The 25660-nt window shown below is 52.3% G+C and carries 31 protein-coding genes and 1 other RNA gene; 26 read left to right on the top strand and 6 right to left on the bottom strand.

Annotated elements, in window-relative coordinates; all coding sequences use genetic code 11:
- Positions 1-205: 205 nt before the first annotated feature.
- The 22 genes from ACQG2Q_RS17655 (at position 206) to ACQG2Q_RS17550 (ending at position 20466) form a co-directional block, all read left to right on the top strand.
- A complete protein-coding gene (locus tag ACQG2Q_RS17655; RefSeq protein ID WP_193165494.1) occupies positions 206-691 on the top strand; it encodes a terminase in 486 nt (161 codons plus the stop codon).
- A 6-nt stretch (positions 692-697) separates the two neighbouring features.
- Complete coding sequence (locus tag ACQG2Q_RS17650) at positions 698-2212, top strand: terminase large subunit (RefSeq protein WP_271079856.1); 1515 nt, start codon at positions 698-700, stop codon at positions 2210-2212.
- The gene (locus tag ACQG2Q_RS17645; RefSeq protein ID WP_426759248.1) at positions 2212-3486 is read left to right on the top strand and encodes a phage portal protein; all 1275 of its coding nucleotides are present in this window, start codon (positions 2212-2214) and stop codon (positions 3484-3486) included. The genes ACQG2Q_RS17650 and ACQG2Q_RS17645 overlap by 1 nt, the downstream gene beginning before the upstream one ends.
- A gap of 17 nt (positions 3487-3503) precedes the next feature.
- Positions 3504-4181, top strand: coding sequence for an HK97 family phage prohead protease (locus ACQG2Q_RS17640; RefSeq protein ID WP_016063561.1), 678 nt, complete (start codon positions 3504-3506; stop codon positions 4179-4181).
- A gap of 2 nt (positions 4182-4183) precedes the next feature.
- Positions 4184-5341, top strand: a complete 1158-nt coding sequence (locus ACQG2Q_RS17635; RefSeq protein ID WP_257286933.1) for a phage major capsid protein — start codon at positions 4184-4186, stop codon at positions 5339-5341.
- 33 nt (positions 5342-5374) lie between these two features.
- Entirely contained in the window at positions 5375-5701 is a 327-nt protein-coding gene (locus ACQG2Q_RS17630; RefSeq protein WP_016063563.1) for a head-tail connector protein, read from the top strand.
- Positions 5701-6042, top strand: a complete 342-nt coding sequence (locus tag ACQG2Q_RS17625) for a phage head closure protein (RefSeq protein ID WP_257286934.1) — start codon at positions 5701-5703, stop codon at positions 6040-6042. Before ACQG2Q_RS17630 ends, ACQG2Q_RS17625 begins: the two co-directional genes overlap by 1 nt.
- The gene (locus ACQG2Q_RS17620; RefSeq protein WP_257286935.1) at positions 6032-6409 is read left to right on the top strand and encodes a hypothetical protein; all 378 of its coding nucleotides are present in this window, start codon (positions 6032-6034) and stop codon (positions 6407-6409) included. The genes ACQG2Q_RS17625 and ACQG2Q_RS17620 overlap by 11 nt, the downstream gene beginning before the upstream one ends.
- On the top strand, positions 6406-6810 hold the full coding sequence (locus ACQG2Q_RS17615; RefSeq protein WP_257286936.1) for an HK97-gp10 family putative phage morphogenesis protein: 405 nt from the start codon (positions 6406-6408) through the stop codon (positions 6808-6810). Before ACQG2Q_RS17620 ends, ACQG2Q_RS17615 begins: the two co-directional genes overlap by 4 nt.
- A gap of 32 nt (positions 6811-6842) precedes the next feature.
- Complete coding sequence (locus tag ACQG2Q_RS17610) at positions 6843-7295, top strand: phage tail protein (RefSeq protein ID WP_257286937.1); 453 nt, start codon at positions 6843-6845, stop codon at positions 7293-7295.
- A gap of 64 nt (positions 7296-7359) precedes the next feature.
- The gene (locus tag ACQG2Q_RS17605; RefSeq protein WP_048959839.1) at positions 7360-7722 is read left to right on the top strand and encodes a phage tail protein; all 363 of its coding nucleotides are present in this window, start codon (positions 7360-7362) and stop codon (positions 7720-7722) included.
- A gap of 238 nt (positions 7723-7960) precedes the next feature.
- Positions 7961-11287 (top strand): phage tail tape measure protein, encoded by a 3327-nt coding sequence (locus ACQG2Q_RS17600; protein ID WP_257286938.1) that lies wholly within the window; start codon positions 7961-7963, stop codon positions 11285-11287.
- Positions 11287-11625, top strand: coding sequence for a phage tail protein (locus tag ACQG2Q_RS17595; protein WP_048959837.1), 339 nt, complete (start codon positions 11287-11289; stop codon positions 11623-11625). Before ACQG2Q_RS17600 ends, ACQG2Q_RS17595 begins: the two co-directional genes overlap by 1 nt.
- Entirely contained in the window at positions 11622-12380 is a 759-nt protein-coding gene (locus ACQG2Q_RS17590) for a phage minor tail protein L (RefSeq protein WP_257286939.1), read from the top strand. The genes ACQG2Q_RS17595 and ACQG2Q_RS17590 overlap by 4 nt, the downstream gene beginning before the upstream one ends.
- Before the next feature lies 1 nt (position 12381).
- Complete coding sequence (locus ACQG2Q_RS17585) at positions 12382-13092, top strand: C40 family peptidase (protein WP_271079857.1); 711 nt, start codon at positions 12382-12384, stop codon at positions 13090-13092.
- 29 nt (positions 13093-13121) lie between these two features.
- Positions 13122-13463 carry a hypothetical protein gene (locus tag ACQG2Q_RS17580; RefSeq protein WP_032624416.1) on the top strand — a complete coding sequence of 114 codons (342 nt, stop codon included), beginning with the start codon at positions 13122-13124 and terminating at the stop codon, positions 13461-13463.
- 43 nt (positions 13464-13506) lie between these two features.
- Complete coding sequence (locus ACQG2Q_RS17575; RefSeq protein ID WP_063161279.1) at positions 13507-14112, top strand: tail assembly protein; 606 nt, start codon at positions 13507-13509, stop codon at positions 14110-14112.
- 53 nt (positions 14113-14165) lie between these two features.
- Positions 14166-17717: a host specificity protein J gene (locus tag ACQG2Q_RS17570; RefSeq protein WP_257286837.1), complete on the top strand. Its 3552-nt coding sequence runs from the start codon at positions 14166-14168 to the stop codon at positions 17715-17717.
- A gap of 43 nt (positions 17718-17760) precedes the next feature.
- Positions 17761-18075 (top strand): hypothetical protein, encoded by a 315-nt coding sequence (locus ACQG2Q_RS17565; protein ID WP_063859494.1) that lies wholly within the window; start codon positions 17761-17763, stop codon positions 18073-18075.
- Entirely contained in the window at positions 18076-18747 is a 672-nt protein-coding gene (locus tag ACQG2Q_RS17560) for a hypothetical protein (protein WP_257286836.1), read from the top strand.
- A 107-nt stretch (positions 18748-18854) separates the two neighbouring features.
- Positions 18855-19088 (top strand): phage exclusion lipoprotein Cor, encoded by a 234-nt coding sequence (cor, locus tag ACQG2Q_RS17555; RefSeq protein WP_181494151.1) that lies wholly within the window; start codon positions 18855-18857, stop codon positions 19086-19088.
- A gap of 58 nt (positions 19089-19146) precedes the next feature.
- The gene (locus ACQG2Q_RS17550) at positions 19147-20466 is read left to right on the top strand and encodes a tail fiber domain-containing protein (protein ID WP_426759247.1); all 1320 of its coding nucleotides are present in this window, start codon (positions 19147-19149) and stop codon (positions 20464-20466) included.
- Positions 20467-20533: 67 nt separating this feature from the next.
- Here ACQG2Q_RS17550 and ACQG2Q_RS17545 read toward each other — a convergent pair whose 3' ends face one another.
- Positions 20534-21055, bottom strand: coding sequence for a hypothetical protein (locus ACQG2Q_RS17545; protein WP_233425077.1), 522 nt, complete (start codon positions 21053-21055; stop codon positions 20534-20536).
- A 361-nt stretch (positions 21056-21416) separates the two neighbouring features.
- On the opposite strand from ACQG2Q_RS17545, the gene ACQG2Q_RS17540 reads away from it, so the two are divergent.
- Entirely contained in the window at positions 21417-21992 is a 576-nt protein-coding gene (locus tag ACQG2Q_RS17540; protein ID WP_053520873.1) for a recombinase family protein, read from the top strand.
- Here the strand turns inward: ACQG2Q_RS17540 and ACQG2Q_RS17535 are convergent.
- Complete coding sequence (locus tag ACQG2Q_RS17535) at positions 21989-22096, bottom strand: YnaM/YnfT family protein (RefSeq protein WP_350223618.1); 108 nt, start codon at positions 22094-22096, stop codon at positions 21989-21991. The genes ACQG2Q_RS17540 and ACQG2Q_RS17535 overlap by 4 nt on opposite strands.
- Before the next feature lie 226 nt (positions 22097-22322).
- Between ACQG2Q_RS17535 and ACQG2Q_RS17530 the strand changes: the two genes are divergently transcribed.
- Positions 22323-22748 carry a hypothetical protein gene (locus tag ACQG2Q_RS17530; RefSeq protein WP_123906383.1) on the top strand — a complete coding sequence of 142 codons (426 nt, stop codon included), beginning with the start codon at positions 22323-22325 and terminating at the stop codon, positions 22746-22748.
- An 86-nt stretch (positions 22749-22834) separates the two neighbouring features.
- On the opposite strand, the gene ACQG2Q_RS17525 is transcribed toward ACQG2Q_RS17530, so the two are convergent.
- The 3 genes from ACQG2Q_RS17525 to smpB form a co-directional block, all read right to left on the bottom strand.
- Positions 22835-23074 carry a DinI family protein gene (locus ACQG2Q_RS17525; RefSeq protein WP_013096351.1) on the bottom strand — a complete coding sequence of 80 codons (240 nt, stop codon included), beginning with the start codon at positions 23072-23074 and terminating at the stop codon, positions 22835-22837.
- Positions 23075-23344: 270 nt separating this feature from the next.
- Positions 23345-23708, bottom strand: a transfer-messenger RNA (tmRNA) gene (gene ssrA, locus ACQG2Q_RS17520).
- Positions 23709-23797: 89 nt separating this feature from the next.
- The gene (smpB, locus tag ACQG2Q_RS17515; RefSeq protein ID WP_003863115.1) at positions 23798-24280 is read right to left on the bottom strand and encodes an SsrA-binding protein SmpB; all 483 of its coding nucleotides are present in this window, start codon (positions 24278-24280) and stop codon (positions 23798-23800) included.
- A 156-nt stretch (positions 24281-24436) separates the two neighbouring features.
- On the opposite strand from smpB, the gene ACQG2Q_RS17510 reads away from it, so the two are divergent.
- Positions 24437-24874 (top strand): type II toxin-antitoxin system RatA family toxin, encoded by a 438-nt coding sequence (locus ACQG2Q_RS17510; RefSeq protein ID WP_003863117.1) that lies wholly within the window; start codon positions 24437-24439, stop codon positions 24872-24874.
- Positions 24864-25151 carry an RnfH family protein gene (locus tag ACQG2Q_RS17505; RefSeq protein ID WP_003863119.1) on the top strand — a complete coding sequence of 96 codons (288 nt, stop codon included), beginning with the start codon at positions 24864-24866 and terminating at the stop codon, positions 25149-25151. The genes ACQG2Q_RS17510 and ACQG2Q_RS17505 overlap by 11 nt, the downstream gene beginning before the upstream one ends.
- A gap of 61 nt (positions 25152-25212) precedes the next feature.
- Here the strand turns inward: ACQG2Q_RS17505 and bamE are convergent, their stop codons facing one another.
- Positions 25213-25551 carry an outer membrane protein assembly factor BamE gene (bamE, locus tag ACQG2Q_RS17500; protein WP_003863121.1) on the bottom strand — a complete coding sequence of 113 codons (339 nt, stop codon included), beginning with the start codon at positions 25549-25551 and terminating at the stop codon, positions 25213-25215.
- Positions 25552-25660 lie beyond the last annotated feature (109 nt).

Genomic DNA, 25660 nt, shown 5'->3' with positions numbered 1-25660 from the left:
AGGTAGACAAATATTCGGCATAGCGCGGCGGCGGCAAGTCGATTACCTATCATGTGAAATCATTTCAAATGCAACGATATCAAATGAGAATGAATCGCATCAGGGCAGGGGGGGATCAAATCTTCAAAACCTTTGCCCCAAATGACCGCCGCCAAAGTTTGATTTTAACGCTAACCCGATTTTTTTAGTTTTAAGGTGTTGACATATGGCAGATAAACGAACCCGTTCCGACAGTTCGGCGGCAGCGGTTCAGGCCATGAAAAATGCAGCAGTGGACACCATCGATCCTCCGTCCCATGCAGGTTTGGAAAAAAAAGCCGAACCATTCTGGCATGACAATATCAGATCGAAAGCTCTGGACAGCTGGACGCCGGCCGACCTTCTGGCTGCTGCAGAGCTGGCAAATAACCAGCTCTATCTCACCGTTTTACGCAGAGATTTGCGTAAAGAAGAACGCGCGCGCGGTGAAGAGAGAAATGAGGCGCTGATTAAAAATCTCCGCAAACAAATTCCTGATTTGCAGCGAACTATCCTGGCCCAGCGCCGTGACCTGCAGATCCATTCCCACGCAACCAACGGCGAAAGCCGCGACCAGAAGAAACGCAATCAGAATGATCGTGATGCACGAAATACCAAAACCGAGCATCAGGACCAGGACGACAACCTGATCGCCTTTCCCAAGCACGGATAAAAGACTATGACGCGAGGTGAGCGTGTAATAGCGTTCATTGAGCGCTTTTGCATCGTGCCAGAAGGCAAGCTTATCGGCCAGCCTATGCGGTTGGACCCCTTTCAGAAAGATTTCATCCTGGCGGTTTACGACAATCTAGCCGGAACAGATATGGCGATCCTCAGCATCGCCCGGAAAAACGGTAAAACAGGCTTAATCGCTGGAATCCTCTTGGCTCACCTGGTGGGGCCTGAAGCGGTGCAGAACACGCAGATTGTCAGCGGTGCACTTAGCCGGGAACAGGCGGCCATCGTTTTTAACCTCGCGGTGAAGATGGTCAACCTGAACCCTAAGCTGCAGGAGATTGTGCACATTACGCCAAGCGGCAAAAAGCTGATCGGCCTGCCGTGTAACGTCGAATACAAGGCTTTATCCGCAGAAGGTAAGACGACGCACGGCCTTTCCCCCATTCTGGCCATTCTCGATGAAACCGGGCAGGTCAGGGGGCCGCAGGATGATTTTATCGATGCAATAACTACCGCGCAGGGTGCCCATGAAAACCCGCTGCTGATTGTTATCAGTACGCAGGCAGCAAACGATGCTGACCTGCTGAGCATCTGGATCGATGATGCGGTCAAATCGAAAGATCCGCACATCGTGTGCCACGTTTATGAAGCGCCAAAAGACGCTGATATCAGTAAACGCGAGTCCTGGCTGGCTGCGAACCCGGCGCTGGGAACATTCAGGTCAGAAAAAGACATGGCGCGCCAGGCCGAGAAAGCTGGCCGAATGCCAAGCTTCGAAAACACCTTCCGAAACCTCAACCTCAATCAGCGCGTTTCTACCGTATCGCCGTTTATCTCCCGCAGCGTGTGGGAGCTTTGCGGAGAGATGCCGATTAACACGCCGAGGAAGTGGTACGCGGGGCTGGATCTGTCAGCCAGGAACGACTTAACGGCGCTGGTTATCGCTGGTGAAGCAGATGATGGTGCCTGGGATGTTTTCCCCTTCTTCTGGACACCTCAAAAGACTCTTGAGGAGCGAACCAAAACGGACCGCGCACCCTATGACGTTTGGGTGAGAGAGGGTCTGCTGCGCACCACGCCAGGCGCTTCGGTGGATTACTCATTCGTCGTTGCGGATATCGCTGAAATTATCGGTGATTTCGACCTTACCTCGATGGCTTTTGACCGCTGGCGCATTGACCAGTTCAGGAAGGATGCCGATGCCATTGGGCTGAGCCTCCCGCTGGTCGAGTTCGGCCAGGGCTTTAAGGATATGGGGCCAGCTGTAGACACGCTGGAGTCTCTGATGCTTAACGGGCGTGTGAGGCATGGCATGCACCCCGTATTAACGATGTGTGCTGTGAATGCGGTGGTGGTGAAAGATGCTGCTGGCAACCGCAAGCTCGATAAATCCAAAGCAACGGGCCGTATTGATGGCATGGTCGCAATGACGATGTCCGTTGGTGCTGCTAATGGGGAAGTTACCGAACAAGGTGGTGACTTCGATGACTTCATTTTCCGACCGCTGAGCATGTGATGGAAGAACCTAAATACACGATTGACCTGCGAACCAATAACGGCTGGTGGGCAAGGCTGCAGTCCTGGTTTGTCGGCGGGCGTTTAGTCACCCCAAATCAGGGCTCACAGACGGGGCCTGTTTCGGCCCACGGACACCTGGGCGATTCATCCATTAACGATGAACGGATACTGCAAATTTCGACTGTGTGGCGCTGCGTGAGCCTGATTTCAACGCTCACGGCATGCTTACCGCTTGATGTCTTCGAAACCGACCAGAATGACAACCGCAAAAAAGTGGGTTTGAGCAATCCGCTAGCGCGACTGCTGCGCTACTCACCGAATCAGTACATGACCGCTCAGGAATTCAGGGAGGCCATGACGATGCAGCTCTGTTTCTACGGTAACGCGTATGCACTGGTGGACCGCAACAGCGCGGGTGACGTGATAAGCCTTCTCCCGCTTCAGTCTGCCAATATGGATGTGAAACTCGTCGGAAAAAAAGTGGTTTATCGCTATCAACGCGACAGCGAATACGCCAACTTTTCGCAGAGAGAGATTTTTCACCTTAAAGGCTTCGGATTCACCGGGCTGGTCGGCCTGTCACCCATAGCTTTTGCCTGTAAATCGGCAGGCGTGGCAGTTGCAATGGAGGACCAGCAGCGAGATTTCTTTGCCAACGGCGCCAAGCCTCCACAAATCCTGTCAACCGGCGAAAAGGTGCTGACTGAACAGCAGCGCTCGCAGGTTGAAGAGAACTTCAAAGAGATCGCTGGCGGCCCGGTAAAAAAACGCCTCTGGATTCTGGAAGCGGGCTTTTCCACATCGGCAATTGGCGTAACGCCACAGGATGCCGAAATGATGGCGTCCCGAAAATTCCAGGTCAGCGAGCTGGCGCGGTTCTTTGGCGTACCGCCTCACCTTGTTGGCGATGTTGAGAAGTCAACGAGCTGGGGATCGGGTATCGAGCAACAGAATCTCGGCTTCCTGCAGTACACGCTGCAGCCCTATATCTCCCGGTGGGAAAACAGCATTCAGCGATGGCTGATCCCGTCTAATGACGTTGGCCGCCTACATGCTGAGCACAATCTTGATGGTCTGCTGAGGGGCGATTCTGCCTCCCGTGCCGCGTTCATGAAGGCAATGGGAGAGTCTGGACTTCGTACCATCAATGAAATGCGCCGAACGGACAACATGCCGCCATTGCCTGGTGGCGATGTGGCTATGCGACAGGCGCAGTATGTGCCGATTACCGACTTAGGAACCAACAAAGAGCCCCGTAATAACGGGGCTTAATTTTTATGGGGGCCGTAATGCCTGAAATCGTAAAAACGCTGTCCTTCGACGAGACAGAAATCAAATTCACCGGTGACGGTAAACAGGGGATTTTTGAAGGCTACGCCTCTGTTTTCAATAACACCGATTCCGATGGCGACATCATTCTGCCCGGGGCGTTTAAAAACGCACTGGCGAACCAGACCCGCAAAGTGGCGATGTTTTTCAACCACAAGACGTGGGAGCTGCCGGTTGGTAAATGGGACAGCCTGGCCGAAGACGAAAAAGGCCTGTATGTGCGCGGTCAACTTACCCCAGGGCACAGCGGCGCCGCCGACCTGAAAGCGGCAATGCAGCACGGTACGGTTGAAGGTATGTCGGTTGGCTTTTCCGTTGCGAAAGACGATTACACCATCATTCCAACAGGCCGCATTTTTAAGAATATCCAGGCTCTGCGTGAAATCAGCGTCTGCACTTTCCCCGCCAACGAACAGGCTGGCATCGCAGCCATGAAGAGTGTCGACGGCATTGAAACAATTCGTGATGTGGAGAACTGGCTGAGGGATTCAGTCGGGCTCACCAAATCACAGGCAGTTGGGTTAATAGCCCGGTTTAAGTCAGCGATTCGGAGCGAGTCCGAGGGCGACGGAAACGAAGCACAAATCAACGCTCTGCTTCAGAGCATTAAATCTTTCCCTTCTAATTTAGGTAATTAATTATGTCTGAACTCGCTCTCATTCAAAAAGCTATCGAAGAGTCCCAGCAGAAAATGACGCAGCTGTTCGATGCGCAGAAAGCTGAAATTGAAAGCACGGGTAAGGTTTCCAAACAGCTGCAGGCCGACCTGGTGAAGGTACAGGAAGAACTGACCAAATCCGGTACCCGCCTCTTCGATCTTGAACAGAAACTGGCATCCGGTGCTGAGAATCCCGGTGAGAAGAAATCCTTCTCTGAGCGAGCTGCTGAAGAGCTCATCAAGTCATGGGACGGTAAACAGGGCACCTTCGATGCGAAGACGTTCAATAAGTCGCTCGGCAGTGACGCTGACTCTGCTGGCGCACTGATCCAGCCAATGCAGATCCCGGGCATTATCATGCCGGGCCTGCGCCGTCTGACCATCCGTGACCTGCTGGCTCAGGGCCGCATTTCCAGTAACGCTCTGGAATATGTGCGTGAAGAGGTGTTTACCAATAACGCCGATGTGGTGGCCGAGAAAGCGCTGAAGCCTGAATCGGATATCACCTTCAGCAAACAGACCGCGAACGTGAAGACCATCGCGCACTGGGTGCAGGCGTCACGTCAGGTGATGGATGATGCACCAATGCTGCAGTCTTACGTCAACGGTCGTCTGATGTATGGTCTGGCGCTGAAGGAAGAAAATCAGCTGCTGAACGGCGACGGCACCGGGGATAACCTGGAAGGCCTGAACAAAGTGGCAACTGCTTATGACACCTCGCTGAATGTTTCAGGTGACACCCGCGCAGATATTATCGCTCATGCAATTTACCAGGTGACCGAGTCTGAGTTTAGCGCTTCCGGTATCGTCCTGAACCCGCGCGACTGGCACAACATTGCGCTGCTGAAAGATAACGAAGGCCGCTATCTCTTCGGCGGCCCGCAAGCCTTCACCAGCAACATCATGTGGGGCCTGCCGGTGGTACCGACCAAGGCACAGGCAGCGGGTACCTTCACTGTGGGCGGTTTCGACATGGCCTCTCAGGTGTGGGATCGCATGGATGCCACCGTGGAAGTCAGCCGTGAAGACCGCGATAACTTCGTGAAAAACATGCTGACCATCCTGTGCGAAGAGCGCCTGGCGCTGGCGCACTATCGCCCGACGGCAATCATCAAGGGCAGTTTCTCTTCTGGCTCATGATGGAGGGGGCGGGGTGACCCGCCCTTTTAATGTATGGCGATAGATGTTCTGGATGTAATTGGCCTCCGCCTGTTTAAGCAGCAGATCGAATTTGAGGAAGACGACAGGGACGAGCTGATCACCCTGTACGCTCAGGCCGCTTTTGACTACTGCATACGCTGGTGCGATGAACCAGCATGGAAAGTTGCAGCTGATATTCCTGCAGCCGTTAAGGGCGCCGTTCTCCTTGTCTTTGCTGACATGTTTGAACACCGCACCGCGCAAAGCGAAGTACAGCTATATGAGAACGCTGCAGCAGAACGCATGATGTTCATCCATCGCAACTGGCGCGGTAAATCTGAACCTGAGGAGGGCTCCTGATGGAACCTGGCCGACTCCGGCACCGTGTCCGGATAGAAGTAAAGACTGAAGACCGTGACAATTTCGGTCAGTTGATTGGCTGGAAGAGTAAGGGCATTGTCGCGGCAGATATCCGCGCCGTTACCGGGCGGGATTTTATTAGTGGCAGTGCCGAACGCTCCAACGTTACCACGAAAATTTTCATGCGATACCGGGATGATATTCGGGCTACGGTTACTCGCTTTATCGAGGTAACAAATAAGGGAGAAGGACGCGTTTTTACTGTGACTGCTCCGCTGCCCACGCGCGACAGACGCAATATTGAAGTCCTGTGTATGGAGGATTTCACTCGTGTTCCCTGAAATAAAAAGCGCGGTAGAAGCAATTCTTGGCGTGAATGTTTATCCACTGATCGGCCCGCAAACGGAAAGCGAATTTGTGACGCTGCAGCTTATAAGCGATCCGCGGCTTGTCACTGGCACCATTCGCACGAAAATTGTGGCGGCTCGCTACCAGATAGCCTTTGTATCTTCCCTCTACAGCAGGACAGAGGAAATGGATAAAAGTCTGTGGGCTGTCTGGGAAACTATACAGCACGGTCATATTGGTGGTTATCCCGTCCAGTATGTAGAGCGCCAGAGCGTTAGCGAGAGCTTTGAGCCTGAGGACGGAGGTAAATACCGCCGCGCCAGAGATTACATCATCTACTGCCCAGAGGATGCATCATGATCCACATGGAAGTAAAAGGGCTTCAGGAACTCGAGCGTCAGTTGCTGGCGCTTGGCGAACAAGTCGGTACGCAGGTGTTGCGGGACGCTGGTAAAGCCGCTCTGGAACCCGTTCTGGAAGACATGAAAGCGCACGCCGGCTATGACGAAATGGCAAAAGGTGAGCACATGCGCGATTCCATCAAAATCCGCTCATCTTCCTCGAAAGCTAAAGGCAATGCGGTTATTTATCTCCGCGTTGGTCCGAGCAAAAAACACTTCATCAAAGCGCTGGCACAGGAGATGGGCACCGTGAAGCAGGTCGCCAGTCCCTTCATTCGTCCGGCGCTCGATTATCAGAAAGCAAAAGTTCTGCGCATCCTTGCGATAGAAATACGCGACCGCATTGAAAACCACCGGTAGCGCTCGCTGCCACCTTCAAAGAGAGAGAAATTATGGCTGATAAAACTTCGCCAGAGTACGCGATGCTGCCTGCTGGCACCGTTGTTATGTGGGGTGCTGCGGGCAGCGACGTAGCAACAATGAAACCGCTCATCAACTGTAAAGCGCTGGGCGCTACAGGTCAGACTGGCAGTTTTGTGGACTGCACCACCCTGATTGATACCAGCAAACAGTTTATTTCCGACCTGCCTGAAGGCCCGGAAAAATCACTGGGCTTCATCGACGATCCGGCCAACAAGGACTTTGCCGATTTCCTCAACGCCGCAGAGAACCGTGAAACCGTACAGTTTTACGTTGAGCTGCCGAACGGGCGAACGGCAAACATGATCCTGGCCCTGTCTGGCTGGCAGATGAATGAAATCACCGCTCCGGCAAGTGAAGTCATTCAGATCACCGTTCAGGGTAAACAGAACAACATCGTCTGGGGTACGGCTGCAGGCAGCTGATCCATAACATTCTTCATTGGCCGCTTTCTGGCGGCCTTTAACTTTTTCATATTCAGGAAAAATTATGTCTACCATCGACGTCTCTGCTCTGAAATCAGCTCTGCTGAAACCTAAAAACGCAATTGTTACTGCCGAAATTTTTGGAACAACCGTTTATCTTCGCCGCATGACTGCGGGCGAACTCATTGATCATGAAGAAGCGCTGCGTGACAGCCAGATTGCCGAAGATGCCCGTAAAGCCTCAGAGCTTAGCGTGCAGCTGATTGTCGACTGCCTGGTTCAGCCTGACGGCAGCTCAATCGCAACGGAAGACAAGCCCACCGCAGCAGAACTGCTGCAGGCGCATGACAACGTGGCCCTGCTGGACGCTATTGCAACCGTCAAAAAACATGCCCTGGGCAAGCTTGAGGATGCGGAAAAAAACTAACCAGCTCGCCCTGGCTTGAGCTTATTTTCTGGCTGGCCGACCGCTGGGGCGAGCCCGATCCGTCAAAGATAGCTTCACTCCCGGTAGACACTCTCTACCACTGGCGCGCGTATTTCCTTCGTTCCGGTGCTATCAGCCATCCTGGCGAGGAGAGTGGGCCACTTCCTGAAACCCCGCCTCCCGCTGTTGTCAGTAAAGTTGACGATCAGTGTGCGGCCGTAATGAGAGCGTTAATGTAATGGCTGACGTTGCTTCCCTTGCCGTCGGGCTGCATCTCAACGCAGCCAATTTTAAATCTCAGTTGATGGGTGCATACGGTGATGCTGAGAATTCTTCAAAGCGTTTCAACCGTAACGCACAAGAAGATGCAAAAAAGACAGATGAAGCTTATTCCCGGATGGGTAAAACCATCGCAGGTGTTGCTGGCCGCCTGGCAGGATTTGCCGGTGCCGGTTTATCTCTTGGCACCATAATTGCGACTACGCGGGAATATGGACAGGCTTTGTCCGATCTTTCTGCAATCACCGGTGCTACAGGTGCCCAGTTAAAAACGCTTGATGAAGCAGCTCAGGAGATGGGGCGAAGCACTGAATACAGTGCGAGTCAGGCTGTGGAAGCTCTGAAGCTGATGGCATCCGCTAAACCTGAACTTCTTCAGACCGCAGACGGACTTACTCAGGCGACCAAGAGCGCGCTTACGCTTGCTCAGGCGGCAGGCTCTACTTTGCCAGACGCAACTCGCACTCTGGCCCTGTCGCTTAACCAGTTCGGAGCAGGGGCTCAGGAAGCGGATCGTTATATCAATGTGCTCGCTGCCGGTGCCAAATTCGGGGCGTCGGAAATAGCAGATACCGCTGCGGCTATTAAAAATGGCGGTGTGGCCGCTGCACAGGCAGGTGTCGGGTTTGAAACGCTGAATGCTGCGATTCAGGTTCTGGCCGAGCGTGAAATCAAAGGCGGTGAAGCAGGTACTGCGCTCAGAAACGTTATTCTTGCACTGGAGAAGGGGACCGACAAAACGCTCAAACCTTCGGTTGTTGGTCTTAGCGGCGCGCTTGAGAACCTGTCGAAGAAAAACCTCTCTACAGCACAAGCCGTAAAACTATTTGGGGTTGAGAATATTAATGCTGCATCGGTGCTGGTGGACAATCGCAACAAACTTGGCGCGCTGACCCAGGCTCTTACCGGCACACAGACTGCGCATGAGCAGGCCGCTATTCGCGTGAATAACCTGAATGGCGACATCATGGGGTTGACCAGTGCGTTTGAAGGCATGATCATTAAGATAGGCCAAAGCAGTACCGGCCCACTGCGTTCAGGCATTCAGTCAGTAACCGATGGAATAAACCTGCTCACCGATAATTTCAATGCTGTTGCAAGCGTAGCCTTGTACACATTGATCCCCGTTCTCTCGACAAAACTAACTGCAGGTCTTCGCGAAAACGTAAGCGCCTGGCAACAAAATCAGGCAGCCGTAAAAGCTGCGGCTGCTGCCCAGGCTGACGGTGCACGCAAAACGCTTGAAGCAACTGCCGCCACACTTAAGCGAAATGATGCCGAGTTTGGGTACTACCGCCAGATGGAAAAGACCGCCAGGCAGCAAGGCCTGAACGTTAATTACCAGGGCGAGTTTAACCGGTTAATTCGAGAAGAGACCGAGCAAACGAATCTGGCAACCCGGGCGAAAATGCAACTGGCTGCAGCAAATCGACAGGTCTCAGTATCTGCGCGGGCTGCCTCGGTTGCAGTTGGGCTTGCTCGCGGGGCATTAGCACTGGTTGGTGGACCGTTCGGCGCTGCAATGCTGGCAGGTTCGGCGCTCCTGTATTTTCATCAGCAGGCGAAGGATGCCCGGCAGTCAGCAATTAACCTCAAGGATGCTGTAATTGAGACTACTGCTGCACTGATGCAGATGTCTGATAAACAGCTGGCAGTTAAGCAGATTGACCTGCAGGACCAGTATGAAAATCAGGTCACCCAGCGTAACCAGCTGATCAAGGAGATTCAGGACGCAGACAGCAGGCTTGATAGCCTCGGTGGTTTTGACCCATTCCGACAGAAAAAAGGCGTAGAGGACAGCAAAAAACGCGCTGAAGCTGATCTCGAATCTGTGAATAAGGGGTTAGAAACAACACAGTCTAATCTTGAGAACGTCAGCAAGGCGCGATTTTTAGTCCAGACAGGGATTGCAGATCAAGCTAAATCGCTCGCTAATGACATCAAAACCATTACGGCTCAGACAGCGAAAGCCGGTGAAGGTGTTACCACGCCGTGGACTGGAGAAGATACTGAGAAAGCCAAAAAGGAAACGGTTAATCAGTACCTTCAGTTGCGCAGGGAAATCGAAGAAGCTCACGCAACCAGCCTTGGCAAAATCGACCTGCAGGAAAGGGCCAGCCGGGAAAAACTTATTGCCGCAGCTCGAAAAAATGGGGCAAGTGAGCAGGACCTGCAGCGCGCGCTGCTGATGAATACCGAGAACTACCAGAAGCAACGCACAGAACTTGCCGAGCAGTACTCACCCGCGCGCTCGGCAATCAATCAGGAAAAGGAAGCAAGTCAGGAGCTGAAGTCGCTTCTTGATGCCCGTCTGCTTACTGAAAAGGAGTATATGGCTGCGCGTGTCACCCTTTCACAGGAGACATCGCGACAAATCCTACAGGCACAGGCTAATGCTATTTCAGCACCACGTCTTGAGCTTGCCGGGGACGTTGATCCACTTGCCCAGCAAAGGAATCAACTCGTACAGCAGCAAAGCCTGATCGAGACCTACTATCGCAATGGCGCTGTAAGCAAGCAGCAATACGAAATGCTTATGCAGAAGAGCAGTAAAGATTCTGCTGATGCACAGTATCAGACCGCGCTGGAATTATATCGCTCACAGAGTGACTTCAATAATCTGGCGATCGGCCTGGTTGAGGCTACCCGCGAGCGTACCACTAATGTCCTGACGGGGCTGCTGACTAACACGCAGACCTTTAAAGAGGGCATGATCAACCTCTTCTCCACGCTTACCCAGTCGATAATTCAAAACCTCGTCGATATGGCAGCGCAGGCGCTGGTAACTAATACAATCCTGAGTTCGATTATGGGTGTTGGTTCGAGTGTGCTTGGCGGCGTCAGTGGAAGTACGGCAGGCAGCTCAGGGACAGCAATTGCCGATTACGGGAGCAATTTCCAGTTCAATGCTAAAGGCGGCGTTTATACCTCCTCAGACTTAAGTGCCTACAGCGGTCAGGTTGTCGATAACCCTACTTTTTTCGCATTCGCGAAAGGGGCGGGAGTAATGGGGGAGGCGGGACCAGAAGCGATCATGCCATTGACTCGGGCAGCTGATGGTTCACTTGGGGTTCGCGCAGTGTCAGGGGGTAGCTCTGAAGGTGCTGCTCCTCAGGTATTCATCACTATCAATAGCGATGGCAGTACAGCATCGCAATCATCTGGTGGGCTGGAGAAATTCGGCAAAAGCGTAGGTAATTTTGTCAGAGATGAATACCGAAAGCTGATACAGGCTGATCTTCGTCCCGGAGGGGCAATCTGGAACAGTACAAACGGGAGGCGGTAATGGCGCTGGAAACTTTCAACTGGAGCCCTCGGGTAAATCCCTCTCAGGATGTCACCATGCGTACGCGTGAGGCGCAGTTCGGAGATGGTTATACCCAGACATCCGGCGACGGACTTAACCCGCGCTCGCAAAGTTGGGATCTGACCTTCGTAGGTCTGGAGCCCTATATCAAGTCGATTAAAGACTTTCTTGATCGCCATGAGGGAACAAGGGCGTTTGCATGGAAGCCGCCGCTTGAGGATTTGGGGCTTTATCGATGTAAACAGTACAAGCCCTCCCCAATGGGGGGAGGCAACTGGTCGCTGACTGCTACATTCATCCAGGCATTTAAACCATGAGCTTAAACGCAGATTATCAGAAGCTGGAATCCGGAAACGATGTTCGTCTGATTGAGGTGGACGGTTCTTCATTTGGGCTAATGGACGTTCTCCGTTTTCACAATTACAACATTCCCCACACAGAAGCGGAAATCATCGCCGCTGGTGGGGATGAGTCCAGGCTTCCGGCAAAACCAATCTGGTGGCAGGGAAATGAATACGCCGCCTGGCCGTATCAGCTGGAAGGTCTGGAGAAATCAACCAGTGGGAGCAACGCAACGCCATCACTGACGGTTGCGAACATCGAAAGCTCCATCTCTGCCCTGTGTCTTGCGTATGACGATCTGCTGCAGGCGAAAGTCACTATTCACGACACAAAAGAGAAATATCTCGATGCCAGAAATTTCGCAGACGGCAACCCCACAGCAGACCCGACTCAGGAAAAGCTGCAGGTCTGGTATATCGACGGGAAAACGGGCGAGCTTGCCGGTGAAACCGTTGAATTTGTTCTGTCCAGCCCGATGGATCTGCAGGGGCAAATGATCCCGACGCGACAGCTTCATTCCCTGTGTACCTGGTGCATCCGGAATAAATATCGTACCGGCGACGGCTGCGACTATGCCGGCACCCGCTATTTCGACAAAAACAACAACCCGGTAAGCGATCCGTCGCTGGATGAATGCAACGGCACGCTGACGGCCTGCAAACTCCGATTCGGCGAAAATAACGAACTCTCGTTTGGTGGCTTCCCGGGCACGTCTTTGATCAGGAGTTGATATGCGTCAGAAAACCATCGATGCGATTATGGCGCATGCTGCTGCTGAATACCCTCGCGAGTGTTGCGGTGTGGTGGCGCAGAAAAGCCGAGTTGAACGTTATTTCCCGTGCCGGAATCTTGCCGCGATGCCGGAGGACAATTTTGTCCTTTGCCCCGAAGACTATGCAGCTGCTGAGGACTGGGGGACTGTGATCGCCATCGCTCACAGTCATCCTGACGCCACAACGCAACCGAGCGAACTGGATAAAGCGCAATGCGACGCAACGCTTTTACCCTGGCATATTGTGAGCTGGCCGGAGGGGGATTTACGCACCATCCAGCCGCGCGGAGAACTGCCGCTGCTGGAGCGTCCGTTTGTGCTTGGACACTTCGACTGCTGGGGGCTGGTAATGAGCTATTTCCGGCAAACGCATGGTATCGAGCTCCATGATTACCGGGTGGATTATCCCTGGTGGGAAAATGACTATCCGGACAACTTCTATCAGGATTGCTGGTATGAGTGCGGATTCCGTGAATTCGACGGGCCACCGAAACCCGGCGATATGGTGATCATGCAGGTCCAGGCTGATAAGTGGAATCACGCGGGGATCCTGCTGGAGGGCAACATGCTGCTGCACCACCTGTATGGACATTTGAGCCAGCGGGTGCCGTATGGTGGCTACTGGCAGGAAAGGACGATGAAGGTTCTACGTTACAAATCTCTGTGCTAACCTTTTGTAAAACCAAAGGGGATAGGGATATGAAAAAAACATTATTGGCACTTTCTTTGTTAATCATGGCTGGTTGTTCGAGTATGCAGGATCTCCGGAAGGAACCAGCGTCAAATACTTTTCAATCGAAGAAACAAATTGACGCAGTAGCTGAATGCATACTCGCTGGCTGGCAAGAAGAAAGCCAAAAATATGGAAGCGTTTTTATTCAGCCTTATGACGGTGGTAAAACTGTATTTACACAATCTCAACTTGAGATGGTTGATTTAATATCGGACGGCGGAATTACCAAGATTGAATTCCGTCATCAAGGTGGGCTATTTGCTTATCGAATCAACAGCCGGATTAAAGTAATAGAACGCTGTATCTAACCAAGACTTAACCCGCTTCGGCGGGTTTTTTTATGGTGAGAATATGAAAGAAGTAATGACAACAATTCAGCTCGGCGGAGTGTTAGGAAAGACCTTCGGTAGAACCCATCAACGACTGATAGCGCGAACTGGTGAAGCTGCTATTGCTTTAAGTAAAACATTGCCCGGTTTCGAAAGTTTCATGATCAGCAGTAAACGTCGCGGATTAACTTTCGCGGTGTTCAAAGGGAAAAGAAATATTGCCGCAGATGAGATGGGTTTTCCCTCTGAAGGCGATGTAGTAAGGATTATGCCTGTAATTATCGGTAGTAAACGCGCTGGTCTTTTTCAGACGATATTAGGAGCAGTTTTGATAGCTGCTGCAGTCTTTGTTTCTGGCGGAGTTGGCGCTGCGTTCGCTGCTGGTGGATTAACTGGGTTTGCTGCAGCAACTGGCGCCTCGTTGGTCCTCGGTGGGGTTATTCAGCTTCTTTCACCACAGCCATCAGGCATAGCCAGCAAACAAAGTGCAGATAACCGCGCTTCCTACGCATTCGGTGGTGTAACAAACACCGCGGCGCAAGGCTACCCGGTACCGCTCCTTTATGGTCGCCGGCGGATAGGCGGAGCGATTATTTCTGCCGGAATTTATGTCGAAGATCAGCAGTAGATAACTAACCTTTTTTCTGGCCACCTTCGGGTGGCTTTTTTTATGGGCGCAATATGGCTACAGATAAAGTGTTAAAGGGCCGCAAGGGCGGCAGCTCAAGTTCCCGAACCCCTACCGAACAGCCTGATGATCTGCAATCTGTAGCGAAGGCAAAAATCCTCGTTGCGCTTGGCGAAGGGGAGTTTGCAGGGCAGCTAACCGGCAAAGATATCTACCTGGACGGAACAGCCCTCGAGAATGCTGACGGCTCCCAAAACTTCAGCGGCGTAACGTGGGAGTTTCGCGCGGGAACGCAGGCGCAAAAATATATTCAGGGTATTCCCGGTACCGAAAACGAAATCAGCGTGGGAACTGAGGTATCAAGCGCTACAGCCTGGACGCGCACGTTTACCAATACGCAGCTTTCAGCAGTTCGCCTGCGTCTGAAATGGCCCTCGCTTTTCAAACAGGAAGACGACGGCGATCTGGTTGGTTACTCGGTCAATTATGCGATTGACCTGCAGACGGACGGCGGCACATGGCAGACGGTACTCAATACCAGCGTGACCGGCAAAACGACGTCTGGTTATGAGCGCAGCCACCGTATCGATTTACCGCAAGCTGGAAGCACCTGGACAATCCGCCTGCGTAAGATTACCTCTGACGCCAACAGCGCGAAGATCGGCGACACGATGACGCTGCAGAGCTTCACTGAGGTTATTGACGCCAAGTTACGATATCCAAACACAGCGTTACTCTACATCGAATTCGATTCAAGCCAGTTTAACGGCTCTATCCCGCAGATCTCCTGCGAGCCCCGCGGCCGTGTTATGCGCGTTCCTGATACCTACGACCCTGAAACCCGCACTTATAGCGGTACATGGACCGGTACGTTTAAGTGGGCATGGACGGATAACCCTGCGTGGATTTTTTACGATCTGGTTGTTTCTGACCGGTTCGGCCTCGGGCACCGTTTGACCGCTGCGAATATTGATAAATGGACGCTTTATCAGGTTGCCCAGTATTGTGATCAGATGGTGCCGGACGGTAAGGGTGGCGATGGAACAGAACCACGCTATACCTGCAACGTGTACATCCAGGACCGAAACGACGCTTATACAGTCCTGCGTGATTTTGCGGCCATATTCCGTGGCATGACGTACTGGGGTGGCGATCAGATCGTTGCTCTGGCCGATATGCCCCGTGATGTGGATTACAGCTACACGCGCGCTAACGTTGTTGGCGGTCGCTTCACCTATTCAAGCAGCACCACGAAAACCCGCTACACTACAGCGCTGGTTTCATGGTCCGATCCCGGTAACGCCTATGCTGACGCGATGGAACCCGTATTCGAGCAGGCGCTGGTGGCGCGGTACGGCTTCAATCAGCTGGAAATGACAGCCATCGGCTGTACCAGGCAGTCAGAGGCGAACCGAAAGGGGCGCTGGGGTATTCTCACCAACAACAAGGATCGTGTTGTTTCGTTTGATGTCGGGCTGGACGGAAACATTCCGCAGCCGGGCTACATCATCGCCGTGGCAGACGAGCTGCTTTCCGGAAAGGTTATGGGCGGCCGCATCAGCGCCGTTAATGGTCGCGTTATCAAACTTGACCGTGTAGCTGATGCAGCAGCAGGTGATCGCCTTATCCTCAACCTTCCCTCCGGAGCGTCACAGAGCAGGACCATTCAGGCGGTTAACGGGGAATCGGTCACAGTCACCACCGCATACAGTGAGACGCCTCAGGCCGAAGCTGTCTGGGTGGTTGAGTCAAACGAACTGTACGCACAGCAGTACCGTGTTGTGAGCGTCACTGATAACGATGATGGCACTTTCACCATTACCGGTGCATGGCACGATCCGGATAAATATGCCCGAATCGATACCGGAGCCATCATTGACCAGCGGCCGGTGAGCGTGATCCCGCCGGGCAACCAGTCGCCGCCTGCGAACATCGTGATCAGCTCGTTTTCTGTGGTGCAGCAAAATATCAGCGTCGAAACGATGCGCGTGAGCTGGGACCAGGCGCAGAACGCTATCGCCTATGAAGCGCAATGGCGCCGCAACGACGGGAACTGGGTTAACGTGCCGCGCAGCTCCACCACGTCATTCGACGTGCCGGGGATATATGCCGGGCGCTATCTGGTGCGTGTACGCGCCATCAATGCCGCAGAAATTTCTTCCGGGTGGGGCTATTCGGAAGAGAAAACGCTGACGGGTAAAGTGGGCAATCCGCCGAAACCGGTCGGATTCATCGCTTCCGATAATGTGGTATTCGGTATCGAGCTGAGCTGGGGATTCCCGGCGAACACCGACGACACGCTGAAGACGGAAATTCAGTACAGCCCGACCGGGACGGAAGACGATGCGATGCTGCTGGCAGACGTACCCTATCCGCAGCGCAAGTATCAGCAGATGGGCCTTAAGGCTGGGCAGATTTTCTGGTACCGCGCGCAGCTGGTGGACCGCAGCGGAAACGAATCAGGATATACAGACTTTGTGCGCGGGCAGGCCAGCATCGATGTATCCGATATCACCGATGCAATCCTGGAGGACATGAAAGGCTCCGATACGTTCAAAGACCTGATCGAGAACGCGGTGGAAAGCAATGAAAAAATTGCTGGCATGGCTGACGACATCAAACAGGCCAACGATGAACTGGCGCAACAGGCGCAGGAAATCGCCAAAAATGCCCAGGATATCGGGAAGGTTCAGACCAGCGTTACAAACCTGTCGAGCACGGTCGGAGATGTGTCTTCTTCTCTGAGCAAGCTTGAGCAGACAGTGGCGACGGCTGATACCGCGCTGGGCCAGCGCATCGATAACATCAGCGTGTCTGTGGACGGTATGACGGGAGGAGTGAAGAACTCCGCCATCGCGATTATTCAGGGCAATCTGGCTCAGGTGGCCGCGCGCAAAACGCTGTCGGCATCGGTCGCCGGTAACAGCGCGCAGCTGGATCGCATTGATGAGGTGATCGTCAACGAGAAGGAGGCAACGGCGCGTTCGCTGCTGAGTTTGCAGACTGACGTGAACGGCAACAAGGCATCCATCAACAGCCTTAACCAGACGTTCTCCGATTACCAGCAGGCCACGGCCACGCAGATAAACGGCATCACGGCGACCATCAACGGGCACACTTCAGCGATCACCACCAACGCGCAGGCCATTGCGAACGTCAACGGCGACCTGAAGGCGATGTACAGCATCAAGGTCGGGTTATCCAGCAACGGCCAGTACTACGCCGCAGGGATGGGGATCGGCGTGGAGAATACGCCGTCCGGCATGCAGTCGCAGGTCATCTTCCTGGCTGACCGCTTCGCCGTTACTCACCAGGCCGGTGCCACGGTGACCTTACCTTTCGTTATCCAAAACGGGCAGGTGTTCATCAGAGACGCGTTGATAGGTGATGGCACCATCAACAACAACAAGATCGGCAACTACATCCAGTCCAATAACTATGTCGCTGGCTCAGTCGGGTGGCGGCTGGATAAGGGCGGTACGTTTGAGAACTACGGTTCGACAGCTGGTGAGGGGTCCATGAAACAGACAAACCAGACAATCAGCGTGCGGGACTCCAGGAATGTGTTGAGGGTGCAGATCGGGAGAATCACGGGAACATGGTAACGGGAGGCCTCTCACGGGGCCTCTTTTTTTTCAGGAGGACTGGATGGCGGAATATGGTGTTCAGACATGGGACGCCTCAGGAAAGGTAAATAACTATGGCGTTAAGCCTGTCAGCGTTTGTGGCTATCTCCAGCTGGCCCAGAACCAGAAAACAGGCTCTTACTCCGTAGCGCTTCCACCGGGTTGCAGGCTTACCTATTTTCAGGTCATGAACGGTGATCAGTTTGGTACGAGTCGGAGGAAGATCACCATTTCGGGGGGAACAGCAACAGTGTCAGCAGTAGGCGATACCGACTACTCAGCAGGGACTGAGCCTGCGGCAGCGGCTTATCTCATTTTCCAGATCGAGAGGGCATAAATGGCGGAGTATGGCGTTTTACTGACGACCACGAGCGGGGAAGTATGGGTGACCGCTAACAGCTCGCCAGTCGCTCTACAGGCGCGAAAGACAGCGGCACTTCAGGGAACATCGGGGTTTAATACCAAAGTGACGCACACATTCCCCGCAGGTCAGCCTGTTGTCGCGTTCGTTCATTGTACGGTTGAGGTCGAAATCACCCAGACGATAAGCGGTAACACCATCACGATTGATTTTCTCAGACCGAATGCAACCGGCACAGCGTACGTTTATTTTTTCTCTATTTTCCCGCAGACAAAGCCAGACTACGGGCTGGCTGTGTGGGATGCTTCAGGGACGCTGATTTTAACAAACGAAACGCGCACGCTGAGCGATGTTGTCACCCTCGGTACCGCCGGGGTGGATGCCAGCTCAGGATATAACATCAATACAACTCTGGCGGGGAAGTGGGCCTGTATGCCTGCCATGCTGGGGCTAATTACCGGGGTTGTATCCGCCGGCGGTCAGCCGCAGCCCTACTCGGCCATATACAAGAGTATGGCAAAGCTTGAGGGAAGCAATACGCGGATATTCGCCAGGCCGCAGACAACCCCCGGCGGCAACCTTCAGAACGTTACGTATTCGAATCTGAGGAACGTGATTATGGCCATTAACTGCGCCAATTATGATTGATCGTTTTTAGCGATCAATTTCGAATAATTGATCTACCAAATCAATTATATCCCGTTGATTCATATTGTTATTGTGTAGCTTCATGAATGCCCTGGGATATAACCACTATGAAAAATATGATTCTTTGCCTGGCGGTAGCGGTATTGCTCTCCGGTTGCGCTGGCGTTATTGAGAAGCAGCAACCCGTATGCACCGGAACAGCCCTGGTCGGTGGACAAGAAAGCAGCGTCCAGATCTACGGAGTCCGCAAGCAAAACAATCAGACGCAGTACCGCGCCGGTTATCCCTTTAACTGGTCATGGGTGAGCGCCAACACGTTCAACAGCACAACCTGCCACTAACCCATTCAGTTTTGAACAAACCCCGCTCCGGCGGGGTTTTTTATTGCCTGGAGAAAATATGCTTTATAACACTGGCACCATCGCAGTTAACGGAAACACCGCAACCGGCACTGGCACGAACTGGACGGCACCGGCCAGCCAGATTCGGGTTGGCCAGACGTTGTTTGTTCTTTCTAACCCGGTACAGATGTTTCAGATCACCGCCATCAACAGTGCGACATCACTGACGGTTACGCCTGCCGCGTCTCCGGCGTTGAGCGGCCAGAAGTACGGCATTCTTGTTACTGATAGTCTCTCGGTCGACGGCCTGGCGCAGAGCATGTCTCAGCTCATCAACGAGTATGACGAGAACATTGGCGCGTGGGAGACGTTCGCCACTACCTCAGCAAACCAGAACATCACCGTCACCATCAACGGCGCTCGTGTAACCATTCCGGCGATCGGCAAACTGGTCCAGAAAGGGAGCAATGGGGCGGTTGGAGTTTCGGACGGCGGGACCGGGGCAACGAATGCCGCTGACGCTCGCACAAACCTCGGTTTGGGAGACAGCGCCACCAGGAACGTTGGCACGGCGGCCGGTACGGTCGCTGCTGGCGATGATTCACGTATTGCAGGAGCTCTGCAAACCTCAGGTGGAACGCTTACAGGCCAACTGAATTTGAAAGGTGCCCCGATTGCTGCTGATGCTAACTCCGTTATTTCCGCAAATGGCGGCCTTGATGTCGATATGGCAAAAGGCTTCGTGCTGAAAGGAAAAGTGCAGCAGGGGGCTGGCAAAGAAAACAACATTCTGACCATATCCGGTGATGGAAACACTGGCACTACAGGATTTGTTGGCGCGTTTCAGTATAACTGGTATGCCGATGGCTGGATTGCAGGGATCACGCGTGGATCAGGAACAAACACAATTGCGTATTCGATTTACTATAACGGTGCATCATATGGCACTGGGTCAAAACTTTGGAACTTTAATTATGATGGTTCTGCCACTTCTCAAGGCGCCTGGGTAAATGGTTCTGACGAGCGCCACAAGTCGAATATTGAGCTGGTGCAAACCCCTCTTGCCGCCGTACTGTCCATGCGTGGCGTTACGTATGATATCCAGGATGGTGAGCGGGGCGTTGGCCTTATTGCCCAGGATGTTGAAAAGTGGTGTCCTGATGCAGTTAAGACATACGGAGACCGTAAGTTCAGTGATGGAACGGTGATTCAGGACTTTAAATTTCTTGATACTTCAGGTGTAGCTGCCGCGTACCATACTGAAGCAATCAAAGAACTCTTCAACTTGGTGGAACTGGCGCTTAACAACTCGGGAAAAGCGCTTGAGGTAATCAATGCGGTTAAAGAAGCCGCTAAACTCAGCGAGTTAGGTTCGTAGAAAATCTACGCAGCCATCCATTGAGGATACCGCAGCCCGTCGCATGCAAGAGCGGACTGCGATTTTCTCAAGAACCTTGCTCATGAGTAGTAACTGTTAATGCATCTTTGTGTCGCTGGTTCCAGAGGCTTTCCACGGGCATTTCCACACGAACACTTACGAACTGGTCGGCGGGAATATCGACCGGGTCGCCATCCGCCACACCATTTAATACGTTCCTCGCAAATGACGGCGCTGTAGAGTATTCCCGGTGGAATGTTTTTACCAGCACCGATCCGTCTGCATTTACCTCATAATCCAGCCAGATAAGCGGTTGTTTATTGCGGTCAGTTGGGATGTCGAAACCGCCATCAATACCACCCCAAGCGGCATCAGAGTTCAGACCCACACACCCTTCAATCAGATACTCACCGATAGCCTGGCGGGTTACAGTGCATCCTTGAGATTCATCGTTAAGCTGGCATGAACCATCCCCGAATAATTGTACAATCGGGGAGGCGGCCTTCAACGTGCCATCAGATGCCCGAGTCGTGTTCCCGGTGTGGTAAATCTGCATCCAGCCACTGTCGACACCATCAGCCATACTCATGAACTGAATAATCTTCCCGCTAAGGATCAGCGAAGAGAAGGACTGTTGCGCGGCAGAGGTCGCGCCACTCCCGATGTTCCGATCTGACAGTCGGATGCCTGAGCCATACATTCCAGGCCCTCCCGATGTTGTAGGGGTAACGTTACAGAAGCGTGTGCCCTTACTCTTGTCCCAGATGTCAGAAATTACTGGAAGGTTTTTAGACCCCACACCAAATGATCCTAGGGCCAGCACATTATTATCACCCTCGCCAACGTCCCTGGTAGCGCTACTTCCTAAACCGACGTTTTATAGATTGCTACGAGGCGGCCTGACCGATAACTTCACCTGATTTTTTTGCAGAATTTATTGGGTAAAAAATATGCAAATTGGCTATGTAAGGGTGTCAACAAATGACCAAAATACGGATCTTCAGCGGCAAGCACTCGAACGCGCAGGATGTGAACAGATTTTCGAAGAAAAAATGAGCGGGACAGTGGCGAACAGGCCAGCACTCAAAAAACTTCTCAAGGCACTGAATGAGGGGGATACGCTGGTGGTTTGGAAGCTGGATCGCCTTGGGCGCAGCATGCGTAATCTGGTGCTGCTGGTGGATGAACTACGTCAGCGTGGCATCCACTTCAAGAGCCTCACGGACAGCATTGATACATCAAGCCCGATGGGCCGCTTCATCTTTCATATCATGTCAGCTCTGGCTGAAATGGAGAGGGAGTTGATAGTGGAGCGCACTCGGGCTGGGTTGGCCGCAGCCCGTGAGAAAGGGCGAATCGGTGGGAGGCGGCCAAAATTGACACCTGAGCAATGGGCTCAGGCTGGCAGGTTGATCGCAAACGGAGTGGATCGGAAGCAGGTGGCGATCATTTACGATGTGGCCGTTTGTACTCTATATAAAAAATTCCCAGTAAATAAAGACGTTACACGAACTTCAACACATTAAAATTCATCCGGGTTATTCGATGTGCTTATGCCAATTTTGATCAGGCTCAATACTATCAAGCCAAGAGCAACAACTACGGTACTTGCGATTATAAACGTTGCCATGTTGAACCTTTTTTATGAACTTTTCATTTAGACAATACGGAACTGCAAACGTTCAGAACAAAAAATTCTTAGTATGAGAGCAGGATGTTTGATGTTTCGGACAGCCATATGTAAAAATGAGCTACGGTTGCTGGGCACTGTTCGGTAATTCGAATATTGAATGTTACAACCATGAAGATTCTGTTTGTACATAAGCTTCATGTAACAAGAGGATCTACTGAAAGGAATGATGAGAGATGTGTGGGGGCTTACCGTAGTTGAATTTATTGCTATCAAGCGGAATCTTGAGAATATTTCTGATACATGGTCAGATCTCTGGGCAATGTTGTATCTGAGTCAGGCTAAGCCCGGACAGCTTCTTGGGGCAAAGTTTGATGATGTGAGCCATGATATTCTTGTTCTTTCAGCCACAAAAGGACTGAGGGAAAGATGCATTGCTCTTAAGCCAGGAGTTAAAAGAATTCTCCACTCCCGCAGGGAGAAGTATCCTGAAGATGTGTTTTTGTTTCAGAGCCATTCACATCGTACCAAGACAACTCCAAGACCGGTAACGTTAGTTGCATTTAATGCGGCACTGAAAAGGGCATCTATTGGAGTGACCGCAAAAACAGTGAGTAGTAAAAGTGCTTATTATTTAACGCCACTAAGATGAAGTGCCGTTCAATATCGGAAAAGTACGATGGGTAGTGGTGCATGTCTGCGTAGTTGAAGGTATGCACGAAGCGAACACGGGCTTTGCTAATCATTCACCAGCCACATATTTGCGTCTTCAAACATTTCCTCCAGCATGCGGTTCAGCTTTTCCCGATCGCTTTTGCTGGCATCGCTATTCAAGCCGTTCGCCTGCATCGGCTTCACCCTCACTTCGGCATCAGGGAAGATCTGGTGCACTCGCTTCGTCAGCTCTGCCAGGATAATCTCTCTGGCCCCTTCAAGTCCCTCTACATTTCGCTTGTCATAAACCAGTTCAACGAACATAAAAGCCTCCGGAAAACCACTGTGGTTGTATACAGTATTTTTACTGTAAAAATAAACAGTGTCAAGGCGAGCGGAGCACGAAAGGGGATGTGTTTTTGTTACCCTTAGTTACAAATAGAAAAACCCCAGACCGTGAGATCTGGGGTTCTTTTAAAGTGCACGTGCATTTCACGTGCATTTTTTTGTCTTTTCTCGGTCTGAGCTCTGTCTGGTCAGAGTCCGTAAGTGGCTGTTTTTATTGCCACTGTCCGGTTGCAGTCCTATCAAAAGTGGTGGAGCTGGCGGGAGTTGAACCCGCGTCCGAAATTTCTACATCCTCGGTACTACATGCTTAGTTTGTCTTTACATTCGCACGCCAGCTGCGGACAAACACGCCACTAACGAACTAGCCTGATTAGTTTTAACGCTTCAACCCCAGGCAGGGTTTCCACGCGATCTCTTTTGGGTTTGACCTCTCTTTGATCCCCGTCTTAAGAGCGGAAGCTAGGGAGAGAGGGCTCTTAGCAGGTTATTAAGCTGCTAAAGCGTAGTTTTCGTCGTTTGCGACTATTTTTTTGCGGCTTTTAACGAGGCAAACCGCCCCTCGGCATGCACCTTGGGTTTCGCAAATCCCGTCGAATCCAGAATCAGCCCCAATAGTGTTGAACTCAGTATACCAGATTTCACTTCCTCGATACCAGCCCGAAACGCTAACTTATTGAATAGTACAATAAGCGCGCAGAATCAACGTCCTGCGTTTTTCATGATACGTGCTTTGTCGAGCTGCCACTCGCGTGCTTTCAGGTCAGTACGTTTGTCGTGCTGTTTCTTACCTTTCGCCACGCCGATTTTCACTTTGCACCAGGCATTTTTCCAGTACAAAGAGAGCGCCACCACGGTGAAGCCTTCGCGGTTGATGCGTCCGTAGAGGGATTCCAGTTCGCGCTTGTTCAGCAGCAGCTTACGGGTGCGGGTTGGATCGCAGACGTAATGTGAAGAGGCGACGGTCAGCGGCGTAAAGTTCGCGCCGAACAGGAAGGCCTCACCGTCTTTCAGGATCACGTAGCTGTCGCCGATGTTGGCTTTCCCGGCACGCAGCGATTTTACTTCCCAGCCCTGCAACGCAAGGCCGGCCTCGAATTCTTCTTCGATGAAATACTCGTGGCGAGCACGCTTGTTGAGCGCAATGGTCGCCGAACCAGGTTTATGTGCTTTTTTCTTCGTCATAAGTGTCGTAAAGCCGTCGGTAATCTGATTTTAAAAAGTCACCTCATTGCGTCCTGTGAGGTCTAACGCGCTATCTTAGCACGAGATAAGGCTTAGCGTTTTTTTAACAGGTGATAAATGTTATTATTTGTCTGTTGTGTGACCATGGAAAATGCTATGCCTCAGATTAGCCGTACTGCGCTTGTTCCCTACAGCGCGGAACAAATGTATCAGTTAGTGAACGACGTTCAGTCCTATCCGGAATTTATTCCAGGATGCACCGGTAGCCGGGTGCTGGAATCCGGCCCGACTCAGATGACTGCGGCCGTGGATGTCTCCAAAGCGGGGATCAGCAAAACGTTCACCACGCGCAATACCCTGACGAGCAATCAGAGTATTTTGATGCATCTGGTGGATGGTCCGTTTAAAAAACTGATGGGAGGGTGGAAGTTTACGCCACTGAGCGCTGACGCCTGCCGCATTGAGTTTCATCTGGATTTTGAATTTACCAATAAGCTGATCGAACTGGCGTTTGGTCGAATATTTAAAGAGCTGGCCTCGAATATGGTTCAGGCGTTCACCACGCGCGCCAAAGAGGTTTACAGTGTCGCATAAGATTGCTGTTGAGGTGGTGTATGCGCTGCCGGAGAAGCAGTATTTGCAGCGCGTGACGCTTGAAGAGGGCGCCACCGTTGAGGCGGCTATCCGGGCCTCCGGCATCCTTGAACTTCGCCGTGATATTGACCTGGCGAAGAATAAAGTCGGCATTTATAGCCGTCCGGTTAAGCTCGGTGATGTGCTGAAAGAGGGTGACAGGGTTGAAATCTATCGTCCGCTGATTGCCGACCCGAAAGAGTTGCGCCGTCAGCGAGCAGAGAAATCCGGTAAGTAGCCAAATAAACATACACAAAAAAGGTGCTCATTGAGCACCTTTTTGCGTTGCTGACGCCTGATTATTTGGTCAGGGCAGGCTTGTTGTCGATGTTGGTCAGCACGCCAGCACTGCTGAAGGTCAGCGTCAGGGTTTGCTGGGTCACATCTTCATGACCAGGCTGCTGGCGGAATACATAGAACCAGGTGTTTGTGCCGAACGGATCGGACATCATCGGGGTTCCCAGGGCATAAGCGACCTGCTGTTGTGTCATACCTACGCGGATTTTGGACACATCGTTAGGAGTAAGGTAGTTCCCCTGGTTGATATCAGGACGGTAAACCACTTTCTCCAGAGTGGAACAGCCTGCGGTCAACATCAGAAGAACCGCTGCGGCAGCGGTCAGCGTTTTACAGCGCATAGTGATTTGATTCCTTTTCGGGCCCGAGCAGTACGCGGCTCATATGTAATATGCCGATGATAATAGACCTTGCCCCACTTTGAAACTGGTCTGGCGGCGTTTTTGTTGT

Source organism: Enterobacter cloacae complex sp. 370H10, assembly GCF_050031535.1.
GTDB lineage: Bacteria > Pseudomonadota > Gammaproteobacteria > Enterobacterales > Enterobacteriaceae > Enterobacter > Enterobacter intestinihominis.
The sequence above is the reverse complement of the archived record's forward strand: the minus strand, read 5'-3'. Positions and strand labels throughout refer to the sequence as shown.

Bases quoted from the DNA above. Each gene is read 5' to 3' on its own strand.
- ACQG2Q_RS17595 (WP_048959837.1), top strand. From the start codon at position 11,287: ATGGCGCTGGAAACTTTCAACTGGAGCCCTCGGGTAAATCCCTCTCAG.
- ACQG2Q_RS17630 (WP_016063563.1), top strand. From the start codon at position 5,375: ATGGCGATAGATGTTCTGGATGTAATTGGCCTCCGCCTGTTTAAGCAG.
- ACQG2Q_RS17510 (WP_003863117.1), top strand. From the start codon at position 24,437: ATGCCTCAGATTAGCCGTACTGCGCTTGTTCCCTACAGCGCGGAACAA.
- ACQG2Q_RS17525 (WP_013096351.1), bottom strand. From the start codon at position 23,074: ATGTTCGTTGAACTGGTTTATGACAAGCGAAATGTAGAGGGACTTGAA.
- ACQG2Q_RS17640 (WP_016063561.1), top strand. From the start codon at position 3,504: ATGCCTGAAATCGTAAAAACGCTGTCCTTCGACGAGACAGAAATCAAA.
- ACQG2Q_RS17655 (WP_193165494.1), top strand. From the start codon at position 206: ATGGCAGATAAACGAACCCGTTCCGACAGTTCGGCGGCAGCGGTTCAG.
- ACQG2Q_RS17600 (WP_257286938.1), top strand. From the start codon at position 7,961: ATGGCTGACGTTGCTTCCCTTGCCGTCGGGCTGCATCTCAACGCAGCC.
- ACQG2Q_RS17610 (WP_257286937.1), top strand. From the start codon at position 6,843: ATGGCTGATAAAACTTCGCCAGAGTACGCGATGCTGCCTGCTGGCACC.
- ACQG2Q_RS17565 (WP_063859494.1), top strand. From the start codon at position 17,761: ATGGCGGAATATGGTGTTCAGACATGGGACGCCTCAGGAAAGGTAAAT.
- ACQG2Q_RS17550 (WP_426759247.1), top strand. From the start codon at position 19,147: ATGCTTTATAACACTGGCACCATCGCAGTTAACGGAAACACCGCAACC.
- ACQG2Q_RS17645 (WP_426759248.1), top strand. From the start codon at position 2,212: ATGGAAGAACCTAAATACACGATTGACCTGCGAACCAATAACGGCTGG.
- ACQG2Q_RS17530 (WP_123906383.1), top strand. From the start codon at position 22,323: ATGATGAGAGATGTGTGGGGGCTTACCGTAGTTGAATTTATTGCTATC.
- ACQG2Q_RS17560 (WP_257286836.1), top strand. From the start codon at position 18,076: ATGGCGGAGTATGGCGTTTTACTGACGACCACGAGCGGGGAAGTATGG.
- ACQG2Q_RS17625 (WP_257286934.1), top strand. From the start codon at position 5,701: ATGGAACCTGGCCGACTCCGGCACCGTGTCCGGATAGAAGTAAAGACT.
- ACQG2Q_RS17575 (WP_063161279.1), top strand. From the start codon at position 13,507: ATGAAAGAAGTAATGACAACAATTCAGCTCGGCGGAGTGTTAGGAAAG.
- ACQG2Q_RS17540 (WP_053520873.1), top strand. From the start codon at position 21,417: ATGCAAATTGGCTATGTAAGGGTGTCAACAAATGACCAAAATACGGAT.
- ACQG2Q_RS17535 (WP_350223618.1), bottom strand. From the start codon at position 22,096: ATGGCAACGTTTATAATCGCAAGTACCGTAGTTGTTGCTCTTGGCTTG.
- bamE (WP_003863121.1), bottom strand. From the start codon at position 25,551: ATGCGCTGTAAAACGCTGACCGCTGCCGCAGCGGTTCTTCTGATGTTG.
- ACQG2Q_RS17635 (WP_257286933.1), top strand. From the start codon at position 4,184: ATGTCTGAACTCGCTCTCATTCAAAAAGCTATCGAAGAGTCCCAGCAG.
- ACQG2Q_RS17615 (WP_257286936.1), top strand. From the start codon at position 6,406: ATGATCCACATGGAAGTAAAAGGGCTTCAGGAACTCGAGCGTCAGTTG.
- ACQG2Q_RS17570 (WP_257286837.1), top strand. From the start codon at position 14,166: ATGGCTACAGATAAAGTGTTAAAGGGCCGCAAGGGCGGCAGCTCAAGT.
- ACQG2Q_RS17590 (WP_257286939.1), top strand. From the start codon at position 11,622: ATGAGCTTAAACGCAGATTATCAGAAGCTGGAATCCGGAAACGATGTT.
- ACQG2Q_RS17585 (WP_271079857.1), top strand. From the start codon at position 12,382: ATGCGTCAGAAAACCATCGATGCGATTATGGCGCATGCTGCTGCTGAA.
- ACQG2Q_RS17580 (WP_032624416.1), top strand. From the start codon at position 13,122: ATGAAAAAAACATTATTGGCACTTTCTTTGTTAATCATGGCTGGTTGT.
- ACQG2Q_RS17650 (WP_271079856.1), top strand. From the start codon at position 698: ATGACGCGAGGTGAGCGTGTAATAGCGTTCATTGAGCGCTTTTGCATC.
- ACQG2Q_RS17605 (WP_048959839.1), top strand. From the start codon at position 7,360: ATGTCTACCATCGACGTCTCTGCTCTGAAATCAGCTCTGCTGAAACCT.
- ACQG2Q_RS17545 (WP_233425077.1), bottom strand. From the start codon at position 21,055: ATGAGTATGGCTGATGGTGTCGACAGTGGCTGGATGCAGATTTACCAC.
- cor (WP_181494151.1), top strand. From the start codon at position 18,855: ATGAAAAATATGATTCTTTGCCTGGCGGTAGCGGTATTGCTCTCCGGT.
- smpB (WP_003863115.1), bottom strand. From the start codon at position 24,280: ATGACGAAGAAAAAAGCACATAAACCTGGTTCGGCGACCATTGCGCTC.